This window comes from Mycolicibacterium sp. XJ870 (assembly GCF_053483975.1).
In genome coordinates this window covers 109,919-131,763 of the sequence record NZ_JBEFTI010000010.1, presented here as the reverse complement: position 1 = coordinate 131,763, position 21,845 = coordinate 109,919, and the positions used below count along the sequence as shown (strand labels likewise).

At 65.6% G+C, this 21,845-nt stretch carries 24 protein-coding genes; 11 read left to right on the top strand and 13 right to left on the bottom strand.

Going from position 1 to position 21,845, the window contains the following annotated elements; all coding sequences use genetic code 11:
• The first annotated feature begins 12 nt into the window (after positions 1-12).
• From ABQF30_RS26595 to ABQF30_RS26565, 7 genes are all read left to right on the top strand, one after another.
• Entirely contained in the window at positions 13-1,191 is a 1,179-nt protein-coding gene (locus tag ABQF30_RS26595) for an acyl-CoA dehydrogenase family protein (protein ID WP_448469694.1), read from the top strand.
• A gap of 12 nt (positions 1,192-1,203) precedes the next feature.
• Positions 1,204-1,968 (top strand): SDR family NAD(P)-dependent oxidoreductase, encoded by a 765-nt coding sequence (locus tag ABQF30_RS26590; protein ID WP_448469472.1) that lies wholly within the window; start codon positions 1,204-1,206, stop codon positions 1,966-1,968.
• 5 nt (positions 1,969-1,973) lie between these two features.
• Complete coding sequence (locus ABQF30_RS26585) at positions 1,974-3,224, top strand: CaiB/BaiF CoA transferase family protein (RefSeq protein WP_448469470.1); 1,251 nt, start codon at positions 1,974-1,976, stop codon at positions 3,222-3,224.
• Positions 3,217-4,365 (top strand): thiolase family protein, encoded by a 1,149-nt coding sequence (locus ABQF30_RS26580; protein ID WP_448469468.1) that lies wholly within the window; start codon positions 3,217-3,219, stop codon positions 4,363-4,365. The genes ABQF30_RS26585 and ABQF30_RS26580 overlap by 8 nt, the downstream gene beginning before the upstream one ends.
• 12 nt (positions 4,366-4,377) lie before the next feature.
• The gene (locus tag ABQF30_RS26575) at positions 4,378-5,526 is read left to right on the top strand and encodes an acyl-CoA dehydrogenase family protein (protein ID WP_448469466.1); all 1,149 of its coding nucleotides are present in this window, start codon (positions 4,378-4,380) and stop codon (positions 5,524-5,526) included.
• A 116-nt stretch (positions 5,527-5,642) separates the two neighbouring features.
• Positions 5,643-6,287, top strand: coding sequence for a TetR/AcrR family transcriptional regulator (locus ABQF30_RS26570; RefSeq protein WP_448469464.1), 645 nt, complete (start codon positions 5,643-5,645; stop codon positions 6,285-6,287).
• A gap of 14 nt (positions 6,288-6,301) precedes the next feature.
• Positions 6,302-6,805 carry a hypothetical protein gene (locus tag ABQF30_RS26565; RefSeq protein ID WP_448469462.1) on the top strand — a complete coding sequence of 168 codons (504 nt, stop codon included), beginning with the start codon at positions 6,302-6,304 and terminating at the stop codon, positions 6,803-6,805.
• Positions 6,806-6,860: 55 nt separating this feature from the next.
• On the opposite strand, the gene ABQF30_RS26560 is transcribed toward ABQF30_RS26565, so the two are convergent.
• Genes ABQF30_RS26560 through ABQF30_RS26545 form a run of 4 tightly spaced genes read right to left on the bottom strand, consistent with a single transcriptional unit; the run spans position 6,861 to position 10,822 of the window.
• Positions 6,861-7,832: an NADPH:quinone oxidoreductase family protein gene (locus ABQF30_RS26560; protein ID WP_448469460.1), complete on the bottom strand. Its 972-nt coding sequence runs from the start codon at positions 7,830-7,832 to the stop codon at positions 6,861-6,863.
• Positions 7,829-8,818, bottom strand: coding sequence for a phosphotransferase family protein (locus tag ABQF30_RS26555; protein ID WP_448469692.1), 990 nt, complete (start codon positions 8,816-8,818; stop codon positions 7,829-7,831). Before ABQF30_RS26555 ends, ABQF30_RS26560 begins: the two co-directional genes overlap by 4 nt.
• A gap of 32 nt (positions 8,819-8,850) precedes the next feature.
• Entirely contained in the window at positions 8,851-10,152 is a 1,302-nt protein-coding gene (locus ABQF30_RS26550) for an acyl-CoA dehydrogenase family protein (protein WP_448469458.1), read from the bottom strand.
• Between the two features lie 16 nt (positions 10,153-10,168).
• Complete coding sequence (locus ABQF30_RS26545) at positions 10,169-10,822, bottom strand: TetR/AcrR family transcriptional regulator (RefSeq protein ID WP_448469456.1); 654 nt, start codon at positions 10,820-10,822, stop codon at positions 10,169-10,171.
• 189 nt (positions 10,823-11,011) lie between these two features.
• On the opposite strand from ABQF30_RS26545, the gene ABQF30_RS26540 reads away from it, so the two are divergent.
• The 4 genes from ABQF30_RS26540 to ABQF30_RS26525 are packed head-to-tail and all read left to right on the top strand — an operon-like array spanning position 11,012 to position 13,730.
• The gene (locus ABQF30_RS26540) at positions 11,012-12,283 is read left to right on the top strand and encodes a cytochrome P450 (protein WP_448469454.1); all 1,272 of its coding nucleotides are present in this window, start codon (positions 11,012-11,014) and stop codon (positions 12,281-12,283) included.
• Positions 12,283-12,477 carry a ferredoxin gene (locus ABQF30_RS26535; RefSeq protein ID WP_448469452.1) on the top strand — a complete coding sequence of 65 codons (195 nt, stop codon included), beginning with the start codon at positions 12,283-12,285 and terminating at the stop codon, positions 12,475-12,477. The genes ABQF30_RS26540 and ABQF30_RS26535 overlap by 1 nt, the downstream gene beginning before the upstream one ends.
• Positions 12,478-12,492: 15 nt before the next feature.
• Positions 12,493-12,792, top strand: a complete 300-nt coding sequence (locus tag ABQF30_RS26530; protein ID WP_448469450.1) for a DUF1330 domain-containing protein — start codon at positions 12,493-12,495, stop codon at positions 12,790-12,792.
• A 14-nt stretch (positions 12,793-12,806) separates the two neighbouring features.
• Positions 12,807-13,730 (top strand): LLM class F420-dependent oxidoreductase, encoded by a 924-nt coding sequence (locus tag ABQF30_RS26525; protein ID WP_448469448.1) that lies wholly within the window; start codon positions 12,807-12,809, stop codon positions 13,728-13,730.
• 154 nt (positions 13,731-13,884) lie between these two features.
• Here the strand turns inward: ABQF30_RS26525 and ABQF30_RS26520 are convergent, their stop codons facing one another.
• The 9 genes from ABQF30_RS26520 to ABQF30_RS26480 all read right to left on the bottom strand — a co-directional run bounded on the left by ABQF30_RS26520 (position 13,885) and on the right by ABQF30_RS26480 (position 21,837).
• Positions 13,885-14,652 (bottom strand): alpha/beta fold hydrolase, encoded by a 768-nt coding sequence (locus ABQF30_RS26520; protein WP_448469446.1) that lies wholly within the window; start codon positions 14,650-14,652, stop codon positions 13,885-13,887.
• 3 nt (positions 14,653-14,655) lie between these two features.
• Positions 14,656-14,856, bottom strand: a complete 201-nt coding sequence (locus tag ABQF30_RS26515; protein ID WP_448469444.1) for a ferredoxin — start codon at positions 14,854-14,856, stop codon at positions 14,656-14,658.
• Entirely contained in the window at positions 14,853-16,058 is a 1,206-nt protein-coding gene (locus ABQF30_RS26510; RefSeq protein ID WP_448469442.1) for a cytochrome P450, read from the bottom strand. The genes ABQF30_RS26515 and ABQF30_RS26510 overlap by 4 nt, the downstream gene beginning before the upstream one ends.
• 133 nt (positions 16,059-16,191) lie before the next feature.
• Positions 16,192-16,980: an NAD(P)-dependent oxidoreductase gene (locus ABQF30_RS26505; protein ID WP_448469440.1), complete on the bottom strand. Its 789-nt coding sequence runs from the start codon at positions 16,978-16,980 to the stop codon at positions 16,192-16,194.
• Positions 16,980-17,798 carry an NAD(P)-dependent oxidoreductase gene (locus ABQF30_RS26500; RefSeq protein WP_448469438.1) on the bottom strand — a complete coding sequence of 273 codons (819 nt, stop codon included), beginning with the start codon at positions 17,796-17,798 and terminating at the stop codon, positions 16,980-16,982. The genes ABQF30_RS26505 and ABQF30_RS26500 overlap by 1 nt, the downstream gene beginning before the upstream one ends.
• On the bottom strand, positions 17,798-18,661 hold the full coding sequence (locus ABQF30_RS26495; protein ID WP_448469436.1) for an alpha/beta fold hydrolase: 864 nt from the start codon (positions 18,659-18,661) through the stop codon (positions 17,798-17,800). Before ABQF30_RS26495 ends, ABQF30_RS26500 begins: the two co-directional genes overlap by 1 nt.
• A 4-nt stretch (positions 18,662-18,665) precedes the next feature.
• On the bottom strand, positions 18,666-20,321 hold the full coding sequence (locus ABQF30_RS26490) for a thiolase C-terminal domain-containing protein (RefSeq protein WP_448469434.1): 1,656 nt from the start codon (positions 20,319-20,321) through the stop codon (positions 18,666-18,668).
• Positions 20,322-20,329: 8 nt separating this feature from the next.
• Complete coding sequence (locus ABQF30_RS26485; RefSeq protein WP_448469432.1) at positions 20,330-20,551, bottom strand: ferredoxin; 222 nt, start codon at positions 20,549-20,551, stop codon at positions 20,330-20,332.
• Complete coding sequence (locus ABQF30_RS26480) at positions 20,548-21,837, bottom strand: NADH-ubiquinone oxidoreductase-F iron-sulfur binding region domain-containing protein (protein ID WP_448469690.1); 1,290 nt, start codon at positions 21,835-21,837, stop codon at positions 20,548-20,550. Before ABQF30_RS26480 ends, ABQF30_RS26485 begins: the two co-directional genes overlap by 4 nt.
• Positions 21,838-21,845 lie beyond the last annotated feature (8 nt).

Genomic DNA, 21,845 nt, shown 5'->3' with positions numbered 1-21,845 from the left:
GTGTCGGGCGGTATGAATTTCGAGCTCACCGAGGACCAGGAGCTGATCCGCAAGTCGGTCGCCGAACTGGCGTCGAAATTCGACGACCACTACTGGATGACCAAGGATCAGGCCCACGAATTCCCCCAGGAGTTCTACGACGCCATCGCCGCCGGCGGCTGGCTCGGGATGACGATTCCCGAGGAGTACGGCGGGCACGGCCTCGGCATCACTGAAGCGACCATCCTTGCCGAGGAAGTCGCCCGGTCCGGCGGTGCGATGAACGCCGCCAGCGCGATCCACATGTCCATCTTCGGTATGCAGCCGGTCGTCGTCTTCGGATCCGACGAGATGAAGGCGGCCACGCTGCCCCGGATCGTGAACGGGGATCTGCATGTGTGCTTCGGCGTCACCGAACCCGGTGCGGGCCTTGACACTTCGCGGATCACCACGTTCGCCAAGCGTAGTCGGGACGGTTCCGGCGAATATTACACAGTCAACGGCCGCAAGGTCTGGATCTCCAAAGCGCTTGAGTCCGAGAAGATCCTGCTGCTGACACGGACCACTCCGCGTGACGAGGTCGCAAAGCCGACCGACGGGCTGTCGCTGTTCCTCACCGACCTCGACCGCGACCACGTCGACATCCGACCCATCAGCAAGATGGGCCGAAATGCGGTGTCGTCCAACGAGTTGTTCATCGATGACCTGCGGGTGCCGGTCGAGCACCGCATCGGTGAGGAGGGCAAGGGTTTCAGCTACATCTTGCACGGGCTCAACCCGGAGCGGATGCTCATCGCCGCGGAGGCGTTGGGCATCGGCAGGGTCGCGCTGGACCGCGCGGTCAAGTACGCCAACGAGCGCGTGGTGTTCGACCGGCCCATCGGCATGAACCAGGGCATCCAGTTCCCGCTGGCCGACTCGTTGGCACGCCTGGACGCCGCCGAGCTGATCCTGCGCAAGGCCACCTGGCTCTATGACAACGGCAAGCCCTGCGGACGCGAGGCCAACATGGCCAAATACCTTTGTGCCGATGCCGGTTTCGATGCTGCAGACCGCGCTTTGCAAACACACGGCGGGATGGGTTACTCCGAGGAGTACAACATCTCCCGGTTCTTCCGGGAATCCCGTCTGATGAAGATCGCCCCCGTGAGCCAGGAGATGATCCTGAACTTCCTGAGCTCACACGTGCTGGGCCTACCCCGTAGTTACTGAGGAGTTACTGACTTGAACCCACTGTTCGATCTCACCGGCCGCGCGGCCATGGTCACCGGCGCGGGTGCCGGCGGCGGGATCGGCGCTGCCGCGGCCGCTGCGCTCGCACAGGCCGGGGCCGCCGTGCTGGTCACCGACATCAACGGCGAAGCTGCCGCCGCTGTCGCCGAGAAAATCCGGACCGACGGCGGCAAGGCCGACTCGTGCGCACTAGACGTCGGTGACCGTGCGGCGGCCGACGCGGCTGCGGCACAGGCGGCGGGGCTCGGCGGGGGAGCGCTGCACATCCTGGTCAACAACGCCGGCGTGACCGCGCCTGCGATGTTCCCCAAGCTGACCGACGAGAGCTTTCGGCTGACGTTCGACGTCCACGTGATGGGCACCTTCCACTGCACGCAGGCGGCTTTGCCGCACATGCCCACCGACGGCACCGGCCGCGTCATCAACGTCACGTCCGCGGCGGGGATCACCGGAACGCTCGGCCAGGTCAACTATTCGGCCGCCAAGGCCGGGTTGGTCGGATTCACCAAGTCGCTGGCCCGCGAGTTGGCCGCCAAGAACATCCTGGTCAACGCACTCGCACCGCTCGCGGCCACACCGATGACCGAAACCATCCGCACCAATGAGAAGTTCGCCGCCAACATGATGAACCGGATTCCGCTGAAGCGGTGGGCTGAGCCGGCCGAGGTCGCGGGCGCGTTTGTGTTCCTGGCGTCGGATGCCGCGTCGTACATCACCGGGCAGGTGCTGCCGGTCGATGGCGGCATGGTTATGTGACGGGCATGCCGAGATCTGACAATCCGGGGCCGCTGGCCGGCATCACCATCGTCGCTCTGGAGCAGGCGGTGTCCGCGCCGATGTGCACGCGGGTACTTGCCGACTTCGGCGCGCGGGTGATCAAGGTGGAGAACCCCAAGGGCGGAGATTTCGCCCGCGACTACGACGATGTGGTGAACGGCCTTGCCGCCCACTTCGTCTGGGCCAACCGCGGCAAGGAATCGATCACCCTCGATCTGAAAACGGCTTCCGGCCTGGATGTTCTGCACCGGTTGCTGGACGGTGCCGACGCGCTGGTGTCCAATCTCGCGCCCGGCGCGATTGCCCGGATGGGGTTGTCGCCGGCTGATCTGGCAGAGCGTCATCCGCGGGTGATTCCCGTCGAGATCGACGGCTACGGCACCGGCGGTCCGCTGTCGCACAAGCGTGCCTATGATCTGCTGATCCAGGCGGAATCGGGGGCGTGTGCCGTCACCGGTTATCCGGACATGCCGGCGAAACCCGGTCCGCCGGTTGCCGACATCTCCACCGGCCTCTATGCCGCGCTGTCGATCATGGCGCTGCTCATCGGTCGGCAACGGGAACCCGACGGTGCCGCCTCCGCGGTGGCGGTGAGCCTGTTCGACACGATGACCGACATCATGGGATATCCGCTGACCTACACCCAGCATTCGGGCATCGACCAGCAGCCCCTGGGTATGAGCTCTCCGGCGGTCTCCCCGTACGGCGCATTTCCCACCCGCGACGGACAGACCGTCGTACTCGGCACCACCAACGACAGGGAATGGCAGCGGCTGGCCCGCGAGATCATCAATCGCCCCGATCTGGCCGAGGACCCCCGCTTCGCCACCAACTCCGACCGCTGCGCGCACCGGGATATTCTCAACGAGGCGATCGGAACCTGGTGTGCCGAGCACGATCTCGCCGAGATACAGCAGATCGCCGACGAGGCGGGCATCGGCAACTCGCGGTACAACCGGCCCAGTGAAGTCATCGCGCACCAGCACCTCAAGGACCGTGACCGCTGGCGGCCCGTCGCCACCCCCAACGGCGAGATTTCGGCGCTGCTCCCGCCCCCGGTGATCTCGGGTTACGAGCTACCGATGGGTGCGGTTCCTGGCCTGGGCGAACACACCGATGCCATCCTGGCAGGTATGGGCCTATCAGCCGAGGACATCGCGGCTCTGCGCGGGCAGGGCGCGATCGGCCCGGCCTACTCGCCTTCCTCATCCAGATCGGAGCAGTCCAATGCGTGAAACCGTCATCGTCGAAGCCGTCCGTACTCCGGTCGGCAAGCGCAACGGCGGGTTGTCCGGTGTCCATGCCGCCGACCTGTCCGCGATGGTGCTCAATGCGCTGGTGGAGCGCGCGGGCATCAGCCCCGAGATCGTCGACGACGTGGTGTGGGGCTGCGTCTCGCAGGTGGGTGACCAGTCCAGCAATATCGGCCGCTACTCCGTGCTGGCTGCAGGCTGGCCCGAACACATCCCCGGAACCACCGTCAACCGGGCTTGCGGGTCCAGCCAGCAGGCGCTTGACTTCGCCGTGCAGGCCGTGATGTCCGGTCAGCAGGATGTCGTCGTCGCAGGCGGTGTCGAGGTGATGAGCCGCGTTCCGCTGGGCGCCGCCCGGGCCACGGACCAGCCGTACGGGCCGAAAGTGCTTGACCGGTACCGGGATTTCTCGTTCAACCAGGGCATCTCGGCCGAGCTGATCTCGCAGAAGTGGGGCTTCGGTCGGACTCGGTTGGACGAGTACTCGGCCGCTTCGCACGAACGTGCTGCCGCCGCGCAGGACGCGGGTGCCTTTGAGACGCAAATGATCACGGTGTTCCCCGACGACGGTGATCCGGTGATCGCCGATGAGGGCGTGCGGCGAGGCACAACCGTCGAGAAGCTCGCCGGTCTGAAGCCGGCGTTCGCCGAGGACGGCGTGATCCACGCGGGAAATTCGTCGCAAATTTCCGACGGAGCCGCGGCGCTACTGGTCATGACTGCGGAAAACGCTGTGACAATGGGTCTTTCGCCGATCGTGCGCTACCGTGCCGGTGCGGTCACCGGTGCCGATCCGGTGCTGATGCTGACCGGTCCCATCCCGGCGACCGAGAAGGTATTGCACAAGGCCGGGGTGAGCCTCGACGAGGTCGGCGTCTTCGAGGTCAATGAGGCTTTCGCGCCGGTGCCGCTGGCCTGGCTGGCCGAGACCGGCGCCGATGAAGGCAAACTCAACCCGCTGGGCGGGGCGATCGCACTGGGTCATCCGCTGGGTGCATCGGGTGCGGTGTTGATGACCCGCATGATCAACCACATGCGCGACAACGGTATTCGTTACGGGCTGCAGACCATGTGCGAAGGTGGCGGCACCGCCAACGCCACCCTCGTCGAACTTCTCGCCTAGATAGGACAACGCATGCAGCGCAACCTCTTCACCGAGGACCACGAGGCATTCCGTGCGCTGGCACGGGATTTCGTCGAGAAGGAAGTCGTCCCGCAGTATCCCGAATGGGAGAAAGCCGGGCGGATGCCGCGCGACGTCTTCAAGCAGATGGGCGAGCTCGGCATGCTCGGCATGGCCATCCCCGAGGAGTACGGCGGTGCCGGTATCGCCGACTACCGCTACAACGTGGTGCTGCAGGAGGAAGCGGCGAAGGCGCTGGTGACGCTGTCGACGGTACGCACCCAGCTGGAGGTGATCCTGCCGTACTTCCTGCACTACGCCAACGAGGAACAACGGCAACGCTGGTTTCCGGGTTTGGCCGCCGGCACGCTGCTGACCGCGGTTGCCATGACCGAGCCGGGCACCGGTTCGGATCTCGCGGGCGTGCGCACCACCGCAGTGCGAGACGGCGACGAGTACGTCCTCAATGGCGCCAAGACATTCATCACAGGCGGCATCCAGGCTGACCTCGTCGTCGTGGTCGCGCGGACTTCCACCGATCCGGAGAACCGCCGCAAGGGGTTGACCCTGCTGGTGGTCGAGGACGGGATGGCCGGCTTCGAACGGGGTCGTGAGCTGGAGAAGATGGGCTGCAAGGTGCAGGACACCGCGGAGCTGTCGTTCACCGATGTGCGGGTTCCGGTCGCCAACGTGCTGGGCTCCGAAGGCGAGGCATTCAGCTACCTCGGCCACAATCTGGCGCAGGAACGGTTGACTGTCGCCGTCGGGTCGGTGGCCCAGGCCCGCTCGGCCATCGCCGCGGCAATCGACTACACCAAGGATCGCAAGGCGTTCGGGACGCCTGTCGCTTCGTTTCAGAACACCAAGTTCGAGTTGGCGGCCTGCTCGGCGGAGGTCGAGGCTGCGCAGGCGATGCTCGACCGTGCCGTCGCGTTGCACGTCGACGGGGAGTTGTCCGGCGCCGACGCGGCACGGGTCAAGTTGTTCTGTACGGAGATGCAGGCGCGCGTCATCGATCGTTGCCTACAACTCTTCGGCGGGTACGGATACATGATGGAGTACCCCATCGCCCGGCTCTACACAGACGCCCGCGTGGCCCGTATCTACGCCGGCACCAGCGAGGTCATGAAGGTGATCATCGCCAAGTCACTCGGGCTGTGACCTGCGCCATTCACGCGTTGTGACGGCTGTCAAGATTTCCGTGCGCTGAGACACTTGTCACAGCGGTCAAACCAACCTACTGTGTGTTCACTAGGTTGGTTTGACGAAGGAGTTCAGTGACTTCCGTTTCTGATCCAGCAGGGCCCTCCAGGCCCTATGCGACACTCCTGGCCAAGGGGGAAGACCGCAGGCAGCGGATCCTTTCGGTGGCCGAGAAGCTGCTCGCGCGGAACGGATGGCGCAACACCTCGCTGGCCCAGATCGCCAAGGAAGCCGGCGTCACGTCCGCCGGTCTACTGCATCATTTCGAGTCCAAAGAGCAACTGCTCAACGCGGTGCTCGATGCTCGCGATGACGATGATGACGCCCATGCGGACCGGTCGGGCGAGCTTGCCGACGAGATCAAACGGGTCGCTGAGCGGTTCGTCCGGGCGCCCGAACTGGTGGGCACTTTCACGGTGCTCCTGGTGGAGAACATCCAGCCTGATGCTCCGCTGCACGATCGTTTGCTGAAACGTCAACAGGATGCGCGTGACATCGTCGCCGACATCATTCGCCGTGGCCAGATCGGTGGCCATTACCGCACAGATTTCGATCCGGCCGTCAAGGCCGTGGAAATACTCGCCTTCGTAAACGGAATGGAGACCTCATGGTTACTCGATCCCTCACTGCCACTGGCGGACGTGTTCAAGGGGTACGCCGAGATGCTGGCTCGAGAGATCGAGGCACCGTCCGGCCGCAGCGCAACGGCCAGTCTGTGAGATTGGAGGAAGACATGAGGTACCGGCTTGACGTCGTCGCCCCGTGTGTGGTCGACGCAGTGCGGTTCGCGGGCGGCTGGCTCGTCGATCGGGTGATGGCTGGTTGGGACGTCACGGTGCTCATCGGCGCCGACGAGGATGTGCGACCGCTGGAGATCCTCGGTGTAGAAACCATGGACCTCGAGAGCGTGCTGGCGTCCTGGGAGGACCGGCCGCATCCTCAGACCGTCGCCGTCGCAGCGGATCTGTTCAACACCGACGAGCGGGTCCGGCAAGGTGTCCTCGGCGCTCTGGAGCAAGGGCGCACCGAGGTGACGCTGTGGGGCGACCAGTGTCCCGACGATCTGAGCGTCGACCCTGTGCGTCATGAATTGTCAGCCGCAGCACGCGCATTCAAGGCTCATGCGCTTGCAGCGGTGAACCATCCGGACGCCGGCCTCGTCGGAGACTCCGAAGCATTCCGCTGCGGCACGATGGCCATCCGTTCGGTGCCGGCGGACCTCACGCCCGCCAGCTGATCGCCGAGCAGGCACTCCGGTCTAGGGCACTCATCAACGCCAACCTCCGGCACACCTACGGACAGTGAACGTCGATGATCACCTTGCCGATCGCATGTCCATCGGCGACGTGCCGTAGTGCCGCGGCGGTGTCGGCCAGCGAGTACACCGCTCCGATATGTGGCTTGACGGCGCCGGTCGCCAGCAGTCCGCGTAATTCGGATTCGTTACGCAAAAACTCATCTGGCGCAATGTCCTGGAACTGGAACCCGAGAATGTGCACACCTTTGACGAGCACCAGATTGAGCGCAATGCAGGGAATGACGCCTGACGCGTAGCCGACGGTGACGAACCGGCCGCCGCGACGCAACGACCGCAGTGCAGGTTCGGACAGGTCGCCACCGACCGGGTCGATGACGGCGTGTGCACCGTCGGGCAGCGCCGCCCGCAGCGCGGAGCGCAGCGGAGCAGCAGTGTGGTTGACGAGGTTCTCTGCCCTGTAATCAGCTGCCACGGAGAGCTTTTCATCCGACGAGGCCACCGCCGTGACCCGCGCACCGAGCGCAACCGCGAGCTGGACGGCCGCCAGTCCGACGCCACCGCCGGCGCCCAGCACGATCACGTCGTCGCCGGATTGCACCCGTGCCACCGAGCGCAGGGTGTGATACGCGGTGCGGTGCGTGACCCCGAACGCTGCCGCGGTGCGATCGTCGACACCATCGGGAATCCGAGCCAGCACACCGGTATCCACGCAGACCTCTTCGGCGAACGCGCCGAACATTCCCGTCCCGGTCACCCGGTCACCCGCCGCGAAATCCCCGGCGTCACCGGAAACCTCGGTGACTACTCCGGCGAACTCACTGCCCGGGACGAATGGCACAGGCAGGTGTACCTGATACTGGTCGGCCACCAGCAGTACGTCGGGGAAATTGACTGCCGCCGCGCCCACCCGCACCCGCACCTGCCCGGCCGCGATTGTCGGGGAGGGCAGTTCCTCGACGCGAACCACCTCCGGTGGCCCGTGCTGCGGGCATACCGCGGCCTTCACCGGTAATCGGTGGACTCGGCGAGTTCGGCCGCCGAGGCCATGAGGTCCGTCACCACTGGCCCGAAGGCGAGCAGCTTCTCGTCGTCGCCGGCACGCTGAAAACCCTGCTCCAACACGATCGCCAGCTTCCACTTCGCCAGCACCAGGTAGTAATCCAAATCGTCGACCTGCCGACCCGATATCTCGGCATAGTGCGCCACCACGTCGTCGCGCGAAGGCATTCCGCGCATATCGACGTAGCTCATCTCGGATTCCTCAGTTGCATCAGTGCTTTCGGGCCACGACTGCACCATCCAGGCCAGGTCCAGCTTGGGATCGCCGACGGTACCCATCTCCCAGTCGACGATCGCGGCCAACCGGGCCGGGGCGCCGTGCCGATACATGACATTGGCGAACTGGTAGTCGCCGTGCATCAGGCCGGGGATGAAGTCGAGTGGTTTATGAGCGCGCAGCCAATCGGTGGCCACTTCCAGTCCGGGCAGCTCACGCTTCTGGATTCGTTCGAGGAAGCCGATCCAGCGGTCCACCTGACGTTCGTGGTAGCCGTCGGGCCGGCCGAGATCGCCCAGACCGCGCGCCTTCCAGTCCACCTTCGACAACAGTGCAATGCCTTCGGCAAGTTGGTAACTCAGCTCGGGCCGGGTGTCGAGCTCACTGTTGAACGGCTCGGGCCACCGACCGTGTTGGTCCATCGGCGACCAACCGTCGACGAAACCCATCAGGTAGAACGGCCGGCCCAGCACATCGGGGTCCGCGCACACGCCGACCGCCTTGGTATGCGGGACATCGGTGCCGTCGAGCGCTTCGATGATGCGCCATTCCCGCAGGATGCCCTTGTCACGGTCGGGCGGTGCGCCCGGCGGAGGCATCCGGATGACGCATCGCTCGTCGCCGCGGCGCAACTCGTAGATCACGTTCTGCGTTCCGCCGGAAAGGAAGCGGGCGGTCAGGGGCTCGCCCTTGCCCGGCAGCGCCGTGCCGTCCATCCAATCGGCGAGGCGCGCAACATCTATCTCGCTCACAGATTGCCCACCTCAGCTTCCAGGTAGTCGGCGAACTGGGCCCTGGCTGCCTCGCGTTTGCGCGGGATCCACTCGGTGGGCCAGGTGTCGTCGGTGGGTTGATAGTCGCGCAACACCTGCCGGGCCACCGTGGTCTTGTGCACTTCGGTCGGACCGTCGGCGAGCCCCATCACCGCTGCGCCGGTGACCATGCCGAGGAACGGCATCTCGTTGGTGACACCGAGCGCACCGTGCACTTGCATTGCCCGCCAGGCGATGTCGTGCAGGACAGTGGGCATCACCACCTTGACCGCGGCGATGTCCTTGCGGACCTTCTTGTAGTCGTTGTACTTGTCGATCTCCCACGCGGTGTAGAGCACCATCAACCGGAACTGCAGCAGCTGGGCATACGAGTCGGCGATGTAGCCCTGCACGAACTGCTTGTCGGACAGCCGGCTGCCCTGCGTCTCGCGGCTCAACGCCCGTTCGCACATCATGTCCAGTGCCTTGCGCGCCAGCCCGATGGTGCGCATGGCGTGGTGAATCCGGCCGCCGCCCAGCCGAGTCTGCGCGATGACGAATGCCTGCCCCTCGCCGCCCAGCAGTGCCTCATTGGGTACCCGGACATTGTCGTAGTGGATCAGTGCGTGTGAACCCTCGTTGTCGCGTTCGCCATAGAGCCCGACATTGCGGACGATCTTCACGCCCGGCGTGTCGGTGGGAACCAGGAACATCGACATGCCCTGGTAGGCGCTCACATCGGGATTGGTCACCACCATCACGATCAGAAATGATGAAGTTGCGGCGTTGGAGGAGAAGAACTTCCAGCCATCTATAACCCAATCGTCCCCATCGCGAACCGCAGAGGTGGTGAACAGCGTCGGATCTGCCCCGGCGTGCGGCTCGGTCATGGAATAACACGAGAACAGTTCGCCGTCGAGCAGCGGGCGCAGGTACCGCGCCTTCTGCTCATCGGTGCCATAGTGAGCGATGATCTCCGCATTGCCGGTATCCGGTGCCTGGCAACCGAAGACGATCGGCGCCCACTGTGAGCGACCGAGGATCTCGTTGAGCAGCGCGAGCTTGAGCTGGCCGTAGCCCTGGCCGCCGAGTTCGGGGCCGAGGTGCGTGCCCCACAAACCCTTCTGGCGTACCTCGTCTTTGAGCGGATCGATCGCCTCGCGGCGTTTTCCTTCCAGCGGTGTGAATTGCTGGTGCGGCCACACCAGATCAAGCGGCTCCACCCGGTCGCGGACGAACTCGTCGGCCCAGTCCAGCACCTTCTGGTACTCGGGGTCGGTTTCGAAATCCCATGCCATCGTCGGCTCCTCGGATCTACGGGTTGATGGTGTTGAAGCCGGTGACCAGCGCAGCGATATCGCCCGTCACCACCTCGGAAAACGAACGGTCGCCGTAACTGCCACCGGCCCAATGCCGGACGCCCTCGCTGACGAGGATCTGCGCCAGGTGTGACAGATGGCCGACATCGACGTGGGTTGCGAGCTTGCCGTCGGCCTGTGCCTTGGCGAACAATTCGCCGAACATGTCGGCGCTCGCATCCTGCTCGGTCTCGCCGGACAGAATGCGGTGCTCGTGCCGGTAGCCCTCCAGGATGGTCTCGATGATCAGCTCCGGCGGGTTGCGAAGCATCGACCGTTCGAGACTGCGGAGCGCTTCGGTGACCACCGGCATCACCTCATAGTCGGTGTTCAACAGCGATTGCACGCGCTTGCGCGCAGAGCGGGTGGAGAGCAAGCCCACCTCGAAGAGCACGTCTTCCTTGGCCGGGAAATAGAAGTAGAACAACGCCCGAGATACCCCGGCTGCCCGGCAGATCTCGGCGACCGTGGTTTTGGCATAGCCGTTGGTCCGCCACAGTGCCATCGCCGCCTGCACCAACCCGCGCTTGGTCTCGTGTGAACGGGCCCGCTGATACGACGCCCGGCGCTGACCCCCGTCAGCCACAGCCTGCGCGGCGATCTTCGGCATATCTGGACTCTAACAGTGGTTTCGACCGTTGAAAATAGTTGACGGATGTCTAACTAAGGCGATTTGAGCCATCCTCGTCCGGCAGCGGGGGCGGCCCTACGTTGACGCGCACCCAGCGCTGTGGAAATCTAATGTTCAAAGATGAGAGCCGCATTCTCATGGTGGTGGCGGCAGGAACGGGAGCGACATATGGCGATCGACCCAACCGGTATCGATTTCTTCCGCGATGAACGATTGGTCGATGACCCGTACCCATTCTTCGAGGCGTTGCGGGACAAGTGCCCGGTCACCCGCGAGGACCACTACAACGTGACGATGGTGACCGGCTGGGAGGAAGCGGTACAGGTCTACAACGACGAGCAGAGGTTCTCGTCGTGCATTTCGGTGACGGGGCCGTTCCCGGGATTCCCTGTTCCGCTCGAAGGTGACGACGTCACCGACCTGATCGAGAAGCACCGCAACGAACTGCCGTTCAGTGACCAACTGCCGACACTGGATCCGCCCACCCACACCGACCACCGTTCGCTACTGATGCGGCTCATCACGCCCAAGCGCCTCAAGGAGAACGAGGACGCGATGTGGCAGCTGGCCGACGAGGTGCTCGACGGCTTCCTGGCTCCCGGCGAAGGTGAGTTCATCAAGGGCTTCGCGAGCCCGTTCACCCTGTTGGTGATCGCCGATCTGCTGGGTATTCCGCCGGAGGACCGCGAGGCCTTCGTCGACGGCATCAAGCACCATTCCGGCGGTGGCGTCGGCAGCACCAGCAAGGAATCGCTGTCACACAGCCCGCTGGAGTTCCTCTACGGCCAGTTCGCGGACTACGTGGCGGACCGGCGGGCCAATCCCCGCGGCGACGTGCTCACCGGGCTCGCCGAGGCCACGTTCCCGGACGGCTCGACACCGGACGTCGGTGACGTCGCTCGCGTTGCGACGAACGTCTTCTCGGCCGGTCAGGAAACCACTGTGCGGCTGCTGAGCACAGCCCTCAAGGTAATGGGCGAGCAGCCCGAGATTCAGCGGCGGCTGCGCGAAGACCGCAGTCTGATACCCAATTTCATCGAAGAGGCGCTGCGGATCGAGAGCCCGGTGAAGGGCGACTTCCGGCTGTCCCGAGTTCCGGTGACCATCGGGGAGACCGACCTGGGAGCGGGCACGACCGTGATGGTGCTCAACGGGGCGGCCAATCGTGATCCGCGCCGGTTCGAAGATCCCGACACCTTCGACCCGGCACGCAAGAACGCCCGCCAGCACCTGGCTTTCGGCCGCGGAATCCACAGCTGCCCGGGTGCGCCGCTGGCTCGCGCGGAAACCCGGGTCGGCATCGAGCGACTGCTCGACCGGACCACCGATATCCGGATCTCCGAGGCCAAGCACGGACTCTCGGGGGAGCGTCGCTACAACTACATCCCCACCTTCATCCTGCGTGGGCTGACCGAACTGCACCTGGAGTTCGATACCTGATGCGGGTGTCGGTTGACGAGGACCGTTGTGCCGGCCACGGTATGTGCCTGACGCTGTGCCCCGAGGTCTTCGAGATGTCAGACGATGGTTGGGCGGTCGCCGACCCGGGCGAAGTGCCCGCCGAACTGGAAGACGCCGCCCGCGAGGCGGTGCAGAATTGCCCAGAACGTGCGATCAATGAAATCAACGACTAGAGAAAGAGATTCGTAGTGGCTAACGGCGCCAAGGGATATGTGATCATCACCGAGGACATCAAGGACCCGGCTGGCATGGCCGAGTACGGAAAGCTGGCGATGCAGGCGATGGCCGGCGCCACCGTCGTGGCCGTCGACCAGAAGCCCGAGGTGATCGAGGGGACGTGGCACGGTACGCAAACCGTGGTGCTGGAGTTCGAGTCGGTCGATGCCGCCAAAGAGTGGTACTACTCCGACGCCTACCAGGAGGCTGTCAAGATCCGCTCGCGCGCTGCTGATTGCAACGGCGTCATCCTCTCCGGCTTCCCAAGCTGATCCGGACGGCTGCAGTGCGCTACAGCATCACCCACCCGATGCACACTCACCCGTACCACCCGGATTTGGTGAGCGGCAAAGGTATTGCTGCTGTGGCCGCTGCGGCCGAGGCGGCGGGATTCGACGGTTTCGGCTTCACCGACCATCCCGCGCCCTCGCAGCGCTGGCTGGACGCCGGCGGGCACGATGCGGTGGATCCGTTCGTGGCGATGGCATTCGCCGCGGCGGGTACCACGACGCTGCGGCTTGTGCCGAACATCGTCGTGCTGCCGTACCGAAATCCTTTTGTGGTGGCCAAGGCCGGCGCGACGCTGGATCTGCTCTCCGGTGGCCGATTCACCCTTGCGGTCGGTGTCGGGTATCTCAAGAGGGAATTCGCGGCGCTGGGAGTGACGTACGACGAACGTACCGAGCTGTTCGACGAAGCCCTTGAGGTGATCCGGGGCATCTGGACCACCGACGATCTGACGTTCGAAGGCAAGCACTTCAGCGCCCGGGGCATCACCGCTCATCCCCGGCCGATGAGCCAGCCCCATCCGCCGATCTGGATCGGCGGCAACACTTCTGCGGCCCGGGCGCGGGTGGCCAAGCACGGTGACGGCTGGTGCCCGTTCGCTGCGCCGCCGGGGCTGGCCCAGACCGCGGGCACCGCCGCGATCGACTCGATGGAACGGCTGGCTGCCGGGATCGAGGACCTGCGTGCGCGGCTGACCGCAGCCGACCGTGACCCGACGTCAATCGACGTCGTATTCAACAACTTTGACGGTGGTAATCCCGGCGACGACGACTTCGACCCCGACGCGTATCTGGCCGGAGTGGAGAAGCTCGCCGCACTCGGGGTGACATGGTTGCATGTGACGTTGCCCGGCGACAGCCTGGCCCATGCGCTGGAGGCAGTCGAGAGCTTCGGCAAATCGGTGATCTCCGCCGCGGCGTAAGGCCGGCTCCGCGTTCGTAGCACGGTGGCGATTGTCGGGCGCCTTTTCCGCCATAGCGCTACGCGCGTGCGTTCCAAAGAGCCGACGGCGCAACGAGATTGCACTGAGGTACAGAAGCGGCGCCATCTTTGTCCGTGACTTCAATTTCGCCGAACTAGGCCGGGGTCAATGGCGCGACGGGGACGGTGGTGGTCGCATGCACCAACAGGTCCGCCAATTCGCGTGGCCGACTCAAGAACGGCGAGTGCGAGGTGTCGATGGTGAGCTGCTCCACACCGAGACGCTGGGTCACGGTGTCGGCCAACCAGCGCGGCATCGAGCGGTCCTGCAGGCACCGGATGAAACTGCGCGGCAGGTCGGCCGCCCAGAACTTGGGCACCGAGACCGGCGTGACGGTGGTGTCGCCGAACCGCTCGGGGCCCAGGCGCTCGAAAGCCCAACGGGCCGTTGCCTCGTCGCAGTCGTGATAGAAGTACTTCCACGCACCTTCGAAGTCGGCGAACGTCATCGCGCCGGTGTCGTCGAAATGCAGGTAGCCGAGCATCTCTCCGACATCGCCCTCGAATTCCCCGTCCGGCGCATCGTCGGCGGAGCGCATGGCCATGGCCTCGGGATAGGTTCGGCCTTCTCTGGGCAGCGCCGCGGCGAGATACACGATGTGGCCGACCAATTCGGGTGCCGCATCAGCGGCAAGAGTGGCGTCGAACCCGCCGCCGGAATGCCCGACAAGCACGTCACCGGGCTGCATCGCCTCAACGATCGCCCCTTGCCGGTTCGTCAGCGTCGACTCCTCGTCGACCCGGGCGCCATGTCCGGGCAGGTCGACCGCAACACCATCGTGACCTGACCGGTTCAGCTCGGCGATCGTGCGTTCCCAGCACCACGCGGCGTGAAACCCGCCGTGTACGAAGACAAATCGCAACGGCTACTCGTCGTCGATCGAGATGGCCTGCCGCGGGCACTGCCTGACCGCTTCGAGTACCTGGGCCTCGTTCTCCGCGGTCACATCCTCCTGCAGTACGTGCAAATAGTCATCGTCGTCAAGGTCGAACACCTCTGGAATGACGCCCATGCACACGCCATTGCTCTCGCACAGCCCGAAGTCGACGTGGATCTTCTTGCTCATGAGCGCAACACTTTCACCGGCACATTCGAATACCCCGCAACGTTCTGCATGTGCACCCGCTGCAGACCGTCCCACTTCACCTCGTACCGCGGCATGAAGTCGAGCAGTTTCTCCAGGGCGATCGTGCTCTCCATCCGGGCCAGCGCGGCCCCGAGGCAGCTGTGGATGCCGTAGCCGAGGCCGAGGTTCTGTGCCTCGGCGCGGTCGCGGTCGATGTCGAAAGTATCGGCATCGGTGAACGCATCGGGATCCCGGTTGGCCGCGGCGCTGAGCAGGAACACCGGCTTGCCGGCCGGGATGGTGCCGCTTGGCACGTGGGCTTCCTTGAGCGTGTAACGCACGTTGTACTGCACGGGCCCCTCGTACCGCAGCAGTTCCTCGACCGCCGCCGGGACCTTGCTGCGATCGTCGAGAAGCTTCTGCCACTGCTCGGGATTGCGGGCGAACAGCACCATGGCTGTGCCGACGAGCTTGGTGACGGTCTCGGCGCCGGCTCCGCCGAGCAGGGTGGCGAAGCCGGTGATCTCGATATCGTCGAGGCGGCGCATCTGGCCGTCCTCACCGGGGATCTCAGCGGCGATGAGCCGGCTGATCATGTCGTCCTGCGGATTCTCCCGCCGCTTCTGCACCAGCGAGTAGTAGTACATCCCGGTATCGATATTGGCCTGCATCCCGGCCTCGGAAACGCCGATTTGTCCTGGCTCGCGGGACAGGCTGGTGTCGATCCAGTGCCGGACCTGCTGGCGGTACTCTGGGTCGACGCCGGCCATGCGGGTGATGACCTCGACCGGGAACGGGCCGGAGAAGTCCTGCACGATGTCGAACTCGTCGGAGTCGATGAGTCCGAGGAAGTGGTCGATCTGTTCGACGATCGTGTCTTTCTGGGCTTGGACGGCCCTCGGCGTGAACGCCTTGTTCAGCAGACTGCGCATATGCCGGTGGTCCGGCGGGTCCATGAAGATGATCGACTTCTGCGGGGGCTCCTCGCCCTGCACCATCGCCAGATCGCACCCGCGCGACGACGAGAAGGCCTCATGATCCTTCAGTGCGGCCGCGACGTCCTCGTGGCGCGTGAGGGCATAGAAGTCCTGCTCCTCGCTGTAGTACAGCGGGGCCTCCGTGCGCATCTGCCGGTAGATGTCAAAGGGGTTGTTGAAGTACTCCTCGGAGAACGGATCGAAGATTACCTGGGGCTTGGTCATGGGCTCCTCCTCCACGGCGGGGCTGGTGCCGGAAGCGCTGCGCGAGCGTTACGGGAAACTACTGAACTGTAACGGTAACAGTAATGGTCTTCGGTATGGAGGAAAAGCGCCAAATACCGTTGGGTGTGGCGGATTACTTCAGCGCGGCGTCCACCGCGGTATCCAAGATGCCGAGGTCGCTGTCGAGCTCGGCCGCGGTCTTCCGGACGACCGCCACATCCTTGCCGATGAACTCGCCGACCCTGGTGATGAACGCGTCAGCCGACCCGGTGGCGGCGATACCGCCCAGCGCCCGGCTGCTCGCGCTGCCGTGCGTGAGGGCGGTCAGCAGAGTCGCCTCCTCGACGCCGAGCTGCCTGCCGAGTCGCACCCCTTCGGCAACCAGGCCGATCTGGGCGGCGAACAACGTGTTGTTGACGAGTTTGACCCGCTGACCGGCACCGACCGGGCCGACATGCAGGACCGGATCGGCGTAGCTGGTCAGCACGGACCGGGCCCGGGCGACAGCGTCGTCGTCACCGCCGGCAAACACCGTGACCGTACCGGCCGCGATGTCGTGCGGGCCTCCGCTGACCGGGGCATCGATCACCGCGACGGCATGCTCTGCGGCACGTTCCGCGATCGCCTCGGCGGTGCGGGGACTCCCGGTGGTGTGCAGCACGAGCACCGATCCGGGCGACATCGCGCCGACCAGATCCGGGCAGAGCGCACGCACCTGCTCGTCGGTGAACACACAGACGATCACGACGTCGGCTCCACGGGCCGCGTCGGCGGCATCTGCCACCGGCTGCGCACCCAATTGGGCTACCGCGTCCCGCTTCTCGGCGGTCCGGCCCAGTGCCTGCACCTCGTGTCCGGCCGCGACCAGGCGCCCCACCATGGGAGCCCCCATCCGGCCGGCACCGATGAATCCGACGCGCATCAGCGGGGGTGGTTCATGAGGGCCAGCGCCGCATCCGCGGCATCGAAAACGGCCCCCTGCGGTGCCTCAGCGGTATCGGCCAAACTCGCGGCGTGCCTGCAGTCCTTCTGCAGCAATGCCCCGGCGATCGGGGCGAGATTGTCCAGGGTGCCGCCGAACATCGCGATACTGTTCAGAGCCTTGCTGGTGGCGGAACCGCGGGTGATCACCTCACACAGCGCGTCGCGTGGAACCCCCAGTGCCTCACCGAGTTCGATTGCGCTCATGGCCGCGCCCAGGTTGGCGCTGAACAGGAGATTGTTGAGGATCTTGGCGACCTGACCGCTGCCGATCCCGCCCAGATGCACGATCGGGTCGGCGTAGGTCGCGAACACCGGCCGGACGCGTTCCACGACGTCATCGTCGCCGCCGACCATCACCAGAAGCGTGCCCGCCTCGACTGCGGGCCCGCCACCGCTGACGGGTGCATCGATCACGGAAACGCCTTGAGCACCCGCTTGTTCAGCGATCGCACGGCAAGTGTCCGGATGCACTGTCGAGTGAATGGCGATGATGCCGCCCGGTGCCAGGCCGGCGAGTACACCGTTCTCGCCATCGAGCACCTGGCGCACATCGTCGTCGCCCACCACGCACAGGCAGACCAGGTCGCTGGCGGCGGCAAGCTCGGCGGGAGATCCGGCCACCTTCGCCGCGGTGTCGGCGAACGGCTCGACCGACGCCGGGCGGCGGGCCCACAGTGTCGTCTCGTAGCCACCCTCGACGATCCGCCGGGCCATCGGCGCTCCCTGACTGCCCAACCCGATAAATCCGACTCGCATCAACCTGCCTCCACTTCCACGTCGGTGCCGGCAGGAGCCGCGCACGCTTCGACAAACGACAACACCCTGCGGTGATATTCGACGGCGGTCAGCCCCACGCTCAGGTTGTGCCCGCCGTCGGCGATTTCCCCGACCTCCACCCGCGGCGCGACGCTGAACATCGCACCGATCGCGGCCAGCGCGTCGGCGTCGGACTCCCAGACGCTCTCGTGGTCACCGGCGAGGAACTGCACCGGGACCCCGATTTGACCTGCAAGCTCTGGAAAGTCCTGAGACGCCCAAGTTTTGACGACATCGGCCTCATAAGAGGTGCCGGCCGAGGACAATCCGTTTCCGAGCACATCGGCCGGATACAACTGCGCGGGCTCCCACAGCAGGTCGCGCAGTCCGCGGGGCCGATGGTCGACCGAGGCATTCTTGAGGATGTCGCGCGCGCCGGCCTGATACTGACGCCCGGTGCCGGCCAGTGAGATACCCAGCACGTCCGAGTCGACGGCCATCCGCACGGCCAGTTCGCACCCCATCGAATGGCCTAACAGGAACACGTCACGGGTACCCGCGATCCGTTCGACCGCACCGAACGCCAACGCAACTCGCTGATCGGGGCTGGCCATCGCATCGGGATACGGGGCCGACGCGCCGTAGCCGGGACGATCCAATGCGACCACGCTGTACCCGTCGGCCACCGCCGTCCGCAGCAGGGAGAGTTCCGGATGGCCAGGGCAGTCGAAGTAGGCCGACGTGGTCGCCCCGCCGTGTAGCGCGACGATGACGGCCCGTGGCTCGGCGGCCTCGGCGACCAGGGCGGACATCGGGACGCCGTCGACCATGACGACCCTGGGGCGCGGTGCGGATTTCGTCATCGATTCACTCGTCGGTGCGCAGCAGCAGCACGCCGCTCGGGGTCAGGCCGCCTGAACTTGCCACGGCCACCTTGGCGTTGGCGACCTGACGTTCACCGGCCTCGCCGCGCAACTGCGTGACGGCTTCGTGGATCAGGCCCATGCCGTGGGTGCGGCCGTGGGACAGCTGCCCGCCGTGGGTATTGAGGGGGATGATGCCGTCGCGGGCGATGTTGTGGCCACCGTCCAGGAAGTCCTTGGCTTCCCCGATGCCGCAGAAGCCCAGGCCTTCCAGCCAGGACAGGCAGTTGAACGTGAAGCCGTCGTAGAGCTCGGCCACGTCGACATCACTGGGGCGCAACGAGGTTCGCGACCACAGGTGTGCGCTCTGGCCGAGTACCTGCGGCTCGTGGGTCAGAGTGGTCTGGTCCCAATCGAGCCGTTCGATGATCTGGGTACCCACCGCCTCGAACCGGATCGGTGGCTTGGCCAGATCACGGGCAGCGTCGACGGCCGAGACGATCACCGCCACCGCGCCGTCACAGGGAACATCGCAGTCGTAGAGGCCGAATGGCGTCGTGATGGTACGGGCCGACAGGTAGTCGTCCATCGTCATCGGATCACGGTAGATCGCAGTCGGGTTCAGCCTGGCGTTCGCGCGTTGGTTCAGCGCAATCCAGCCGAGCGTTTCGCGTGTGGTGCCGTACCGGTCGAAATGCCGACCGGCGTTCTGCGCCAACGTGTGTGCGGCCGAGGTGGCGCCGTACGGGTGCTGCCAGCTGTTGCTGCGGCCACCCATCGGAGGGGACATCTTGCCCTCCTTGACCAGCTGGCCGAACGTTGCCTCCCACAGGGTGCGGAAGCACAGCACGTGCCGGGCCATGCCGGTGGCGACGGCCATCATCGCCGCGATCACCGAGCCGCCGGGCCCGAACGTGTCCATCCCGCCGTTGATCCACGTCGGCCGCAGCCCGAGTGCACCCTCCAGTGCGCTCACGCCGCCCTCGCCCATACCCGCGATGTCGAGCCCCGGATAGGTGGACAGTCCGTCGATATCGTCGAATGTCAAACCCGCGTCGGCCACCGCCTTCTCGGCGGCCTCGATCGTGAGTGACAGCGGCGGCACCATCAGGCGGCGGCCGATCGTCGACATCCCGATGCCCGTGATGGCCGAGTGGTCCTCGAACTTCTCCGCGGTGAGCATCGGCCGGACGTACTTACCGATGTCTTCCAGCACGATCTCGTCGACGGCCGGGGGCGTCGGGGTAGTGTCTGCCGACGGTTTGAACACCGGCAGCCACACATCCTCGATGTGCTGGAAGGCGACCTCGACCGGCTGCCCCAGCTTCAGGGTCTCGGGATCGCAGTCGATGATGTTGGTGGTCAGGCGGACCCGAGGATCCTCTGCGACGGCCACCTCGGCGACCACGTACGGCGGCGGCAGATCGGGAAAGCCGAATCGGTGATTGACCGTGAACCCGGCGAGCGAGCCTCGGCCGGACACCTCCCGCACACCCAGTTTGTGGCTGCGGCAGTAGCGGCATACCGGCTGGGGCGGATGGATGAGTGCATTGCAGTCCTGGCATTCCTGGAGCCGCAGTACCCCATCGGCGCCCGCGGTCCAGTAGTACTCGTTCAGTGCGGTGACCGACGGGAGCGGACGTCCCGGTATCTGTGACAAATCGGCTCCTAGCCTGGTTCGGCTGCCGGGCGCTGGTCCGGCATCTCGATGATGGCGTGCACCGGACAGTCCAGCAGTGCCCGCTTGACGGCGTCCTCGTCGGCCTGCGGCACCGTGCCGTTGCCCTCCAGGGACGCGTAACCCCAGTCGTCGAGGGGGAAGTACTCCGGCGCGTGCTTGGCGCATAATCCGAAGCCGTCGCACATCGTGCGGTCGAGCTTGACCTTCATACCGCCATCACCGCCTCCAGTTGTTCCACTTCGTAAGGACGCGCTGCACTGAAGGGGCTGGAACGGCATGTCGGACAGCTATTTTCGAGGTGGAGCGCGACATGATCCGGGAATTGCGACAGCAGGCTGGCGGCCACATTGGCGGCACCGTCGAGCGTGGCGCAGGCTCCGCGGCCACGCAGCACCACCGACCACCGCCGCAGCCGGGCCAGATCCTCCTCGGTGGCTTCGCCGTCGCGCAACGCTGTCGCCACCGCCGCCATGGCCGCGGTGCCGTTGAAGCATGAGCCGCACTGGCCGGCATTCTCCCGGTCGAAGTACGCCAGCACGGATGCGGCGACCGACACCGGGCAGTCGTCGGTGAGAATCCCGATCGCGCCACAGCCCAGTCCGCTGCCCAGGCCGTGCACCGCGTCGTGATCCAGGGTGGCGCCGAGGATGTCGCGATTGAGCAGCCCGGCGAAGTACCCACCCATGAGTGCGCCGTTGACCTTGTCGGCCGAAACTCCATGCAATGTCAGCAGATCGGCGAACGCGACGCCGTACGGAAGTTCGTAGAGCGCCGGCGGGCGGCCGGCGCCGGTGATCGTGGCCAGGAACGTGCCCGGCGACTGGTCCGTCCCCAACGCCCGGAACTCCTGGGCGCCGTGCTGTTGCACATATGCCAGCTGAGTCAGCGTCTCGACGTTGCTGATCAGGGTGGGCTGTCCACCGACGCCCTCCTCGAACGGCCGCGGCGGCTTGTCGGTGGGCTTGGCCGGGCCGCCGTTGACCACGTGTACGGCAGCGGTCTCCTCGCCGGCGACGTAACCCGGTGCGACAGTGACCAGTTCCACCGTGACGCTGCCGAGTTCGGATCCCAGCTCGGCGAGAGCACGTTCGACGCTCTGCGCGGCCTGCGCGTCAGACACGTACACCACGGCACGCGTGGCCGCCACGATCTGGATCGCCAGCCGCAACCCGTCGAGGATGGCGTGCGGACGGTTGCGCAGCAGCCACCGGTCCTTGATCGAGGCGGGCTCGCCCTCCTCGCCATTGGCGATCACCACGGTTCCGCCTGCTTTGAAGCCGTTGTCTCGGACCGTGCGCAGCTTCACCGCCAGCGGGAAAGCAGCGCCGCCGCGTCCGAGCAGTCCGCTGGCTCGGACCTCTTCGAGGAGCTGATCCGGATCGGTAAGGGGCGCGTACCCTCCGGCGTTCGTGTAGTCGGCAAGGGTCTCCGGCCCGTCACACAGCAATCGGGGTGTCATTCCCGGCCATACCGCCACCGTCAGATCGGCTGTCATGGTCACAT

What these genes read in the sequence shown, in the direction of transcription:
- ABQF30_RS26595 (WP_448469694.1), top strand. Translation starts at nt 13, where the DNA reads ATGAATTTCGAGCTCACCGAGGACCAGGAGCTGATCCGCAAGTCGGTC.
- ABQF30_RS26585 (WP_448469470.1), top strand. Translation starts at nt 1,974, where the DNA reads ATGCCGAGATCTGACAATCCGGGGCCGCTGGCCGGCATCACCATCGTC.
- ABQF30_RS26580 (WP_448469468.1), top strand. Translation starts at nt 3,217, where the DNA reads ATGCGTGAAACCGTCATCGTCGAAGCCGTCCGTACTCCGGTCGGCAAG.
- ABQF30_RS26575 (WP_448469466.1), top strand. Translation starts at nt 4,378, where the DNA reads ATGCAGCGCAACCTCTTCACCGAGGACCACGAGGCATTCCGTGCGCTG.
- ABQF30_RS26565 (WP_448469462.1), top strand. Translation starts at nt 6,302, where the DNA reads ATGAGGTACCGGCTTGACGTCGTCGCCCCGTGTGTGGTCGACGCAGTG.
- ABQF30_RS26555 (WP_448469692.1), bottom strand. Translation starts at nt 8,818, where the DNA reads ATGGACGGCACGGCGCTGCCGGGCAAGGGCGAGCCCCTGACCGCCCGC.
- ABQF30_RS26550 (WP_448469458.1), bottom strand. Translation starts at nt 10,152, where the DNA reads ATGGCATGGGATTTCGAAACCGACCCCGAGTACCAGAAGGTGCTGGAC.
- ABQF30_RS26545 (WP_448469456.1), bottom strand. Translation starts at nt 10,822, where the DNA reads ATGCCGAAGATCGCCGCGCAGGCTGTGGCTGACGGGGGTCAGCGCCGG.
- ABQF30_RS26540 (WP_448469454.1), top strand. Translation starts at nt 11,012, where the DNA reads ATGGCGATCGACCCAACCGGTATCGATTTCTTCCGCGATGAACGATTG.
- ABQF30_RS26535 (WP_448469452.1), top strand. Translation starts at nt 12,283, where the DNA reads ATGCGGGTGTCGGTTGACGAGGACCGTTGTGCCGGCCACGGTATGTGC.
- ABQF30_RS26515 (WP_448469444.1), bottom strand. Translation starts at nt 14,856, where the DNA reads ATGAGCAAGAAGATCCACGTCGACTTCGGGCTGTGCGAGAGCAATGGC.
- ABQF30_RS26510 (WP_448469442.1), bottom strand. Translation starts at nt 16,058, where the DNA reads ATGACCAAGCCCCAGGTAATCTTCGATCCGTTCTCCGAGGAGTACTTC.
- ABQF30_RS26505 (WP_448469440.1), bottom strand. Translation starts at nt 16,980, where the DNA reads ATGCGCGTCGGATTCATCGGTGCCGGCCGGATGGGGGCTCCCATGGTG.
- ABQF30_RS26500 (WP_448469438.1), bottom strand. Translation starts at nt 17,798, where the DNA reads ATGCGAGTCGGATTTATCGGGTTGGGCAGTCAGGGAGCGCCGATGGCC.
- ABQF30_RS26495 (WP_448469436.1), bottom strand. Translation starts at nt 18,661, where the DNA reads ATGACGAAATCCGCACCGCGCCCCAGGGTCGTCATGGTCGACGGCGTC.
- ABQF30_RS26485 (WP_448469432.1), bottom strand. Translation starts at nt 20,551, where the DNA reads ATGAAGGTCAAGCTCGACCGCACGATGTGCGACGGCTTCGGATTATGC.
- ABQF30_RS26480 (WP_448469690.1), bottom strand. Translation starts at nt 21,837, where the DNA reads ATGACAGCCGATCTGACGGTGGCGGTATGGCCGGGAATGACACCCCGA.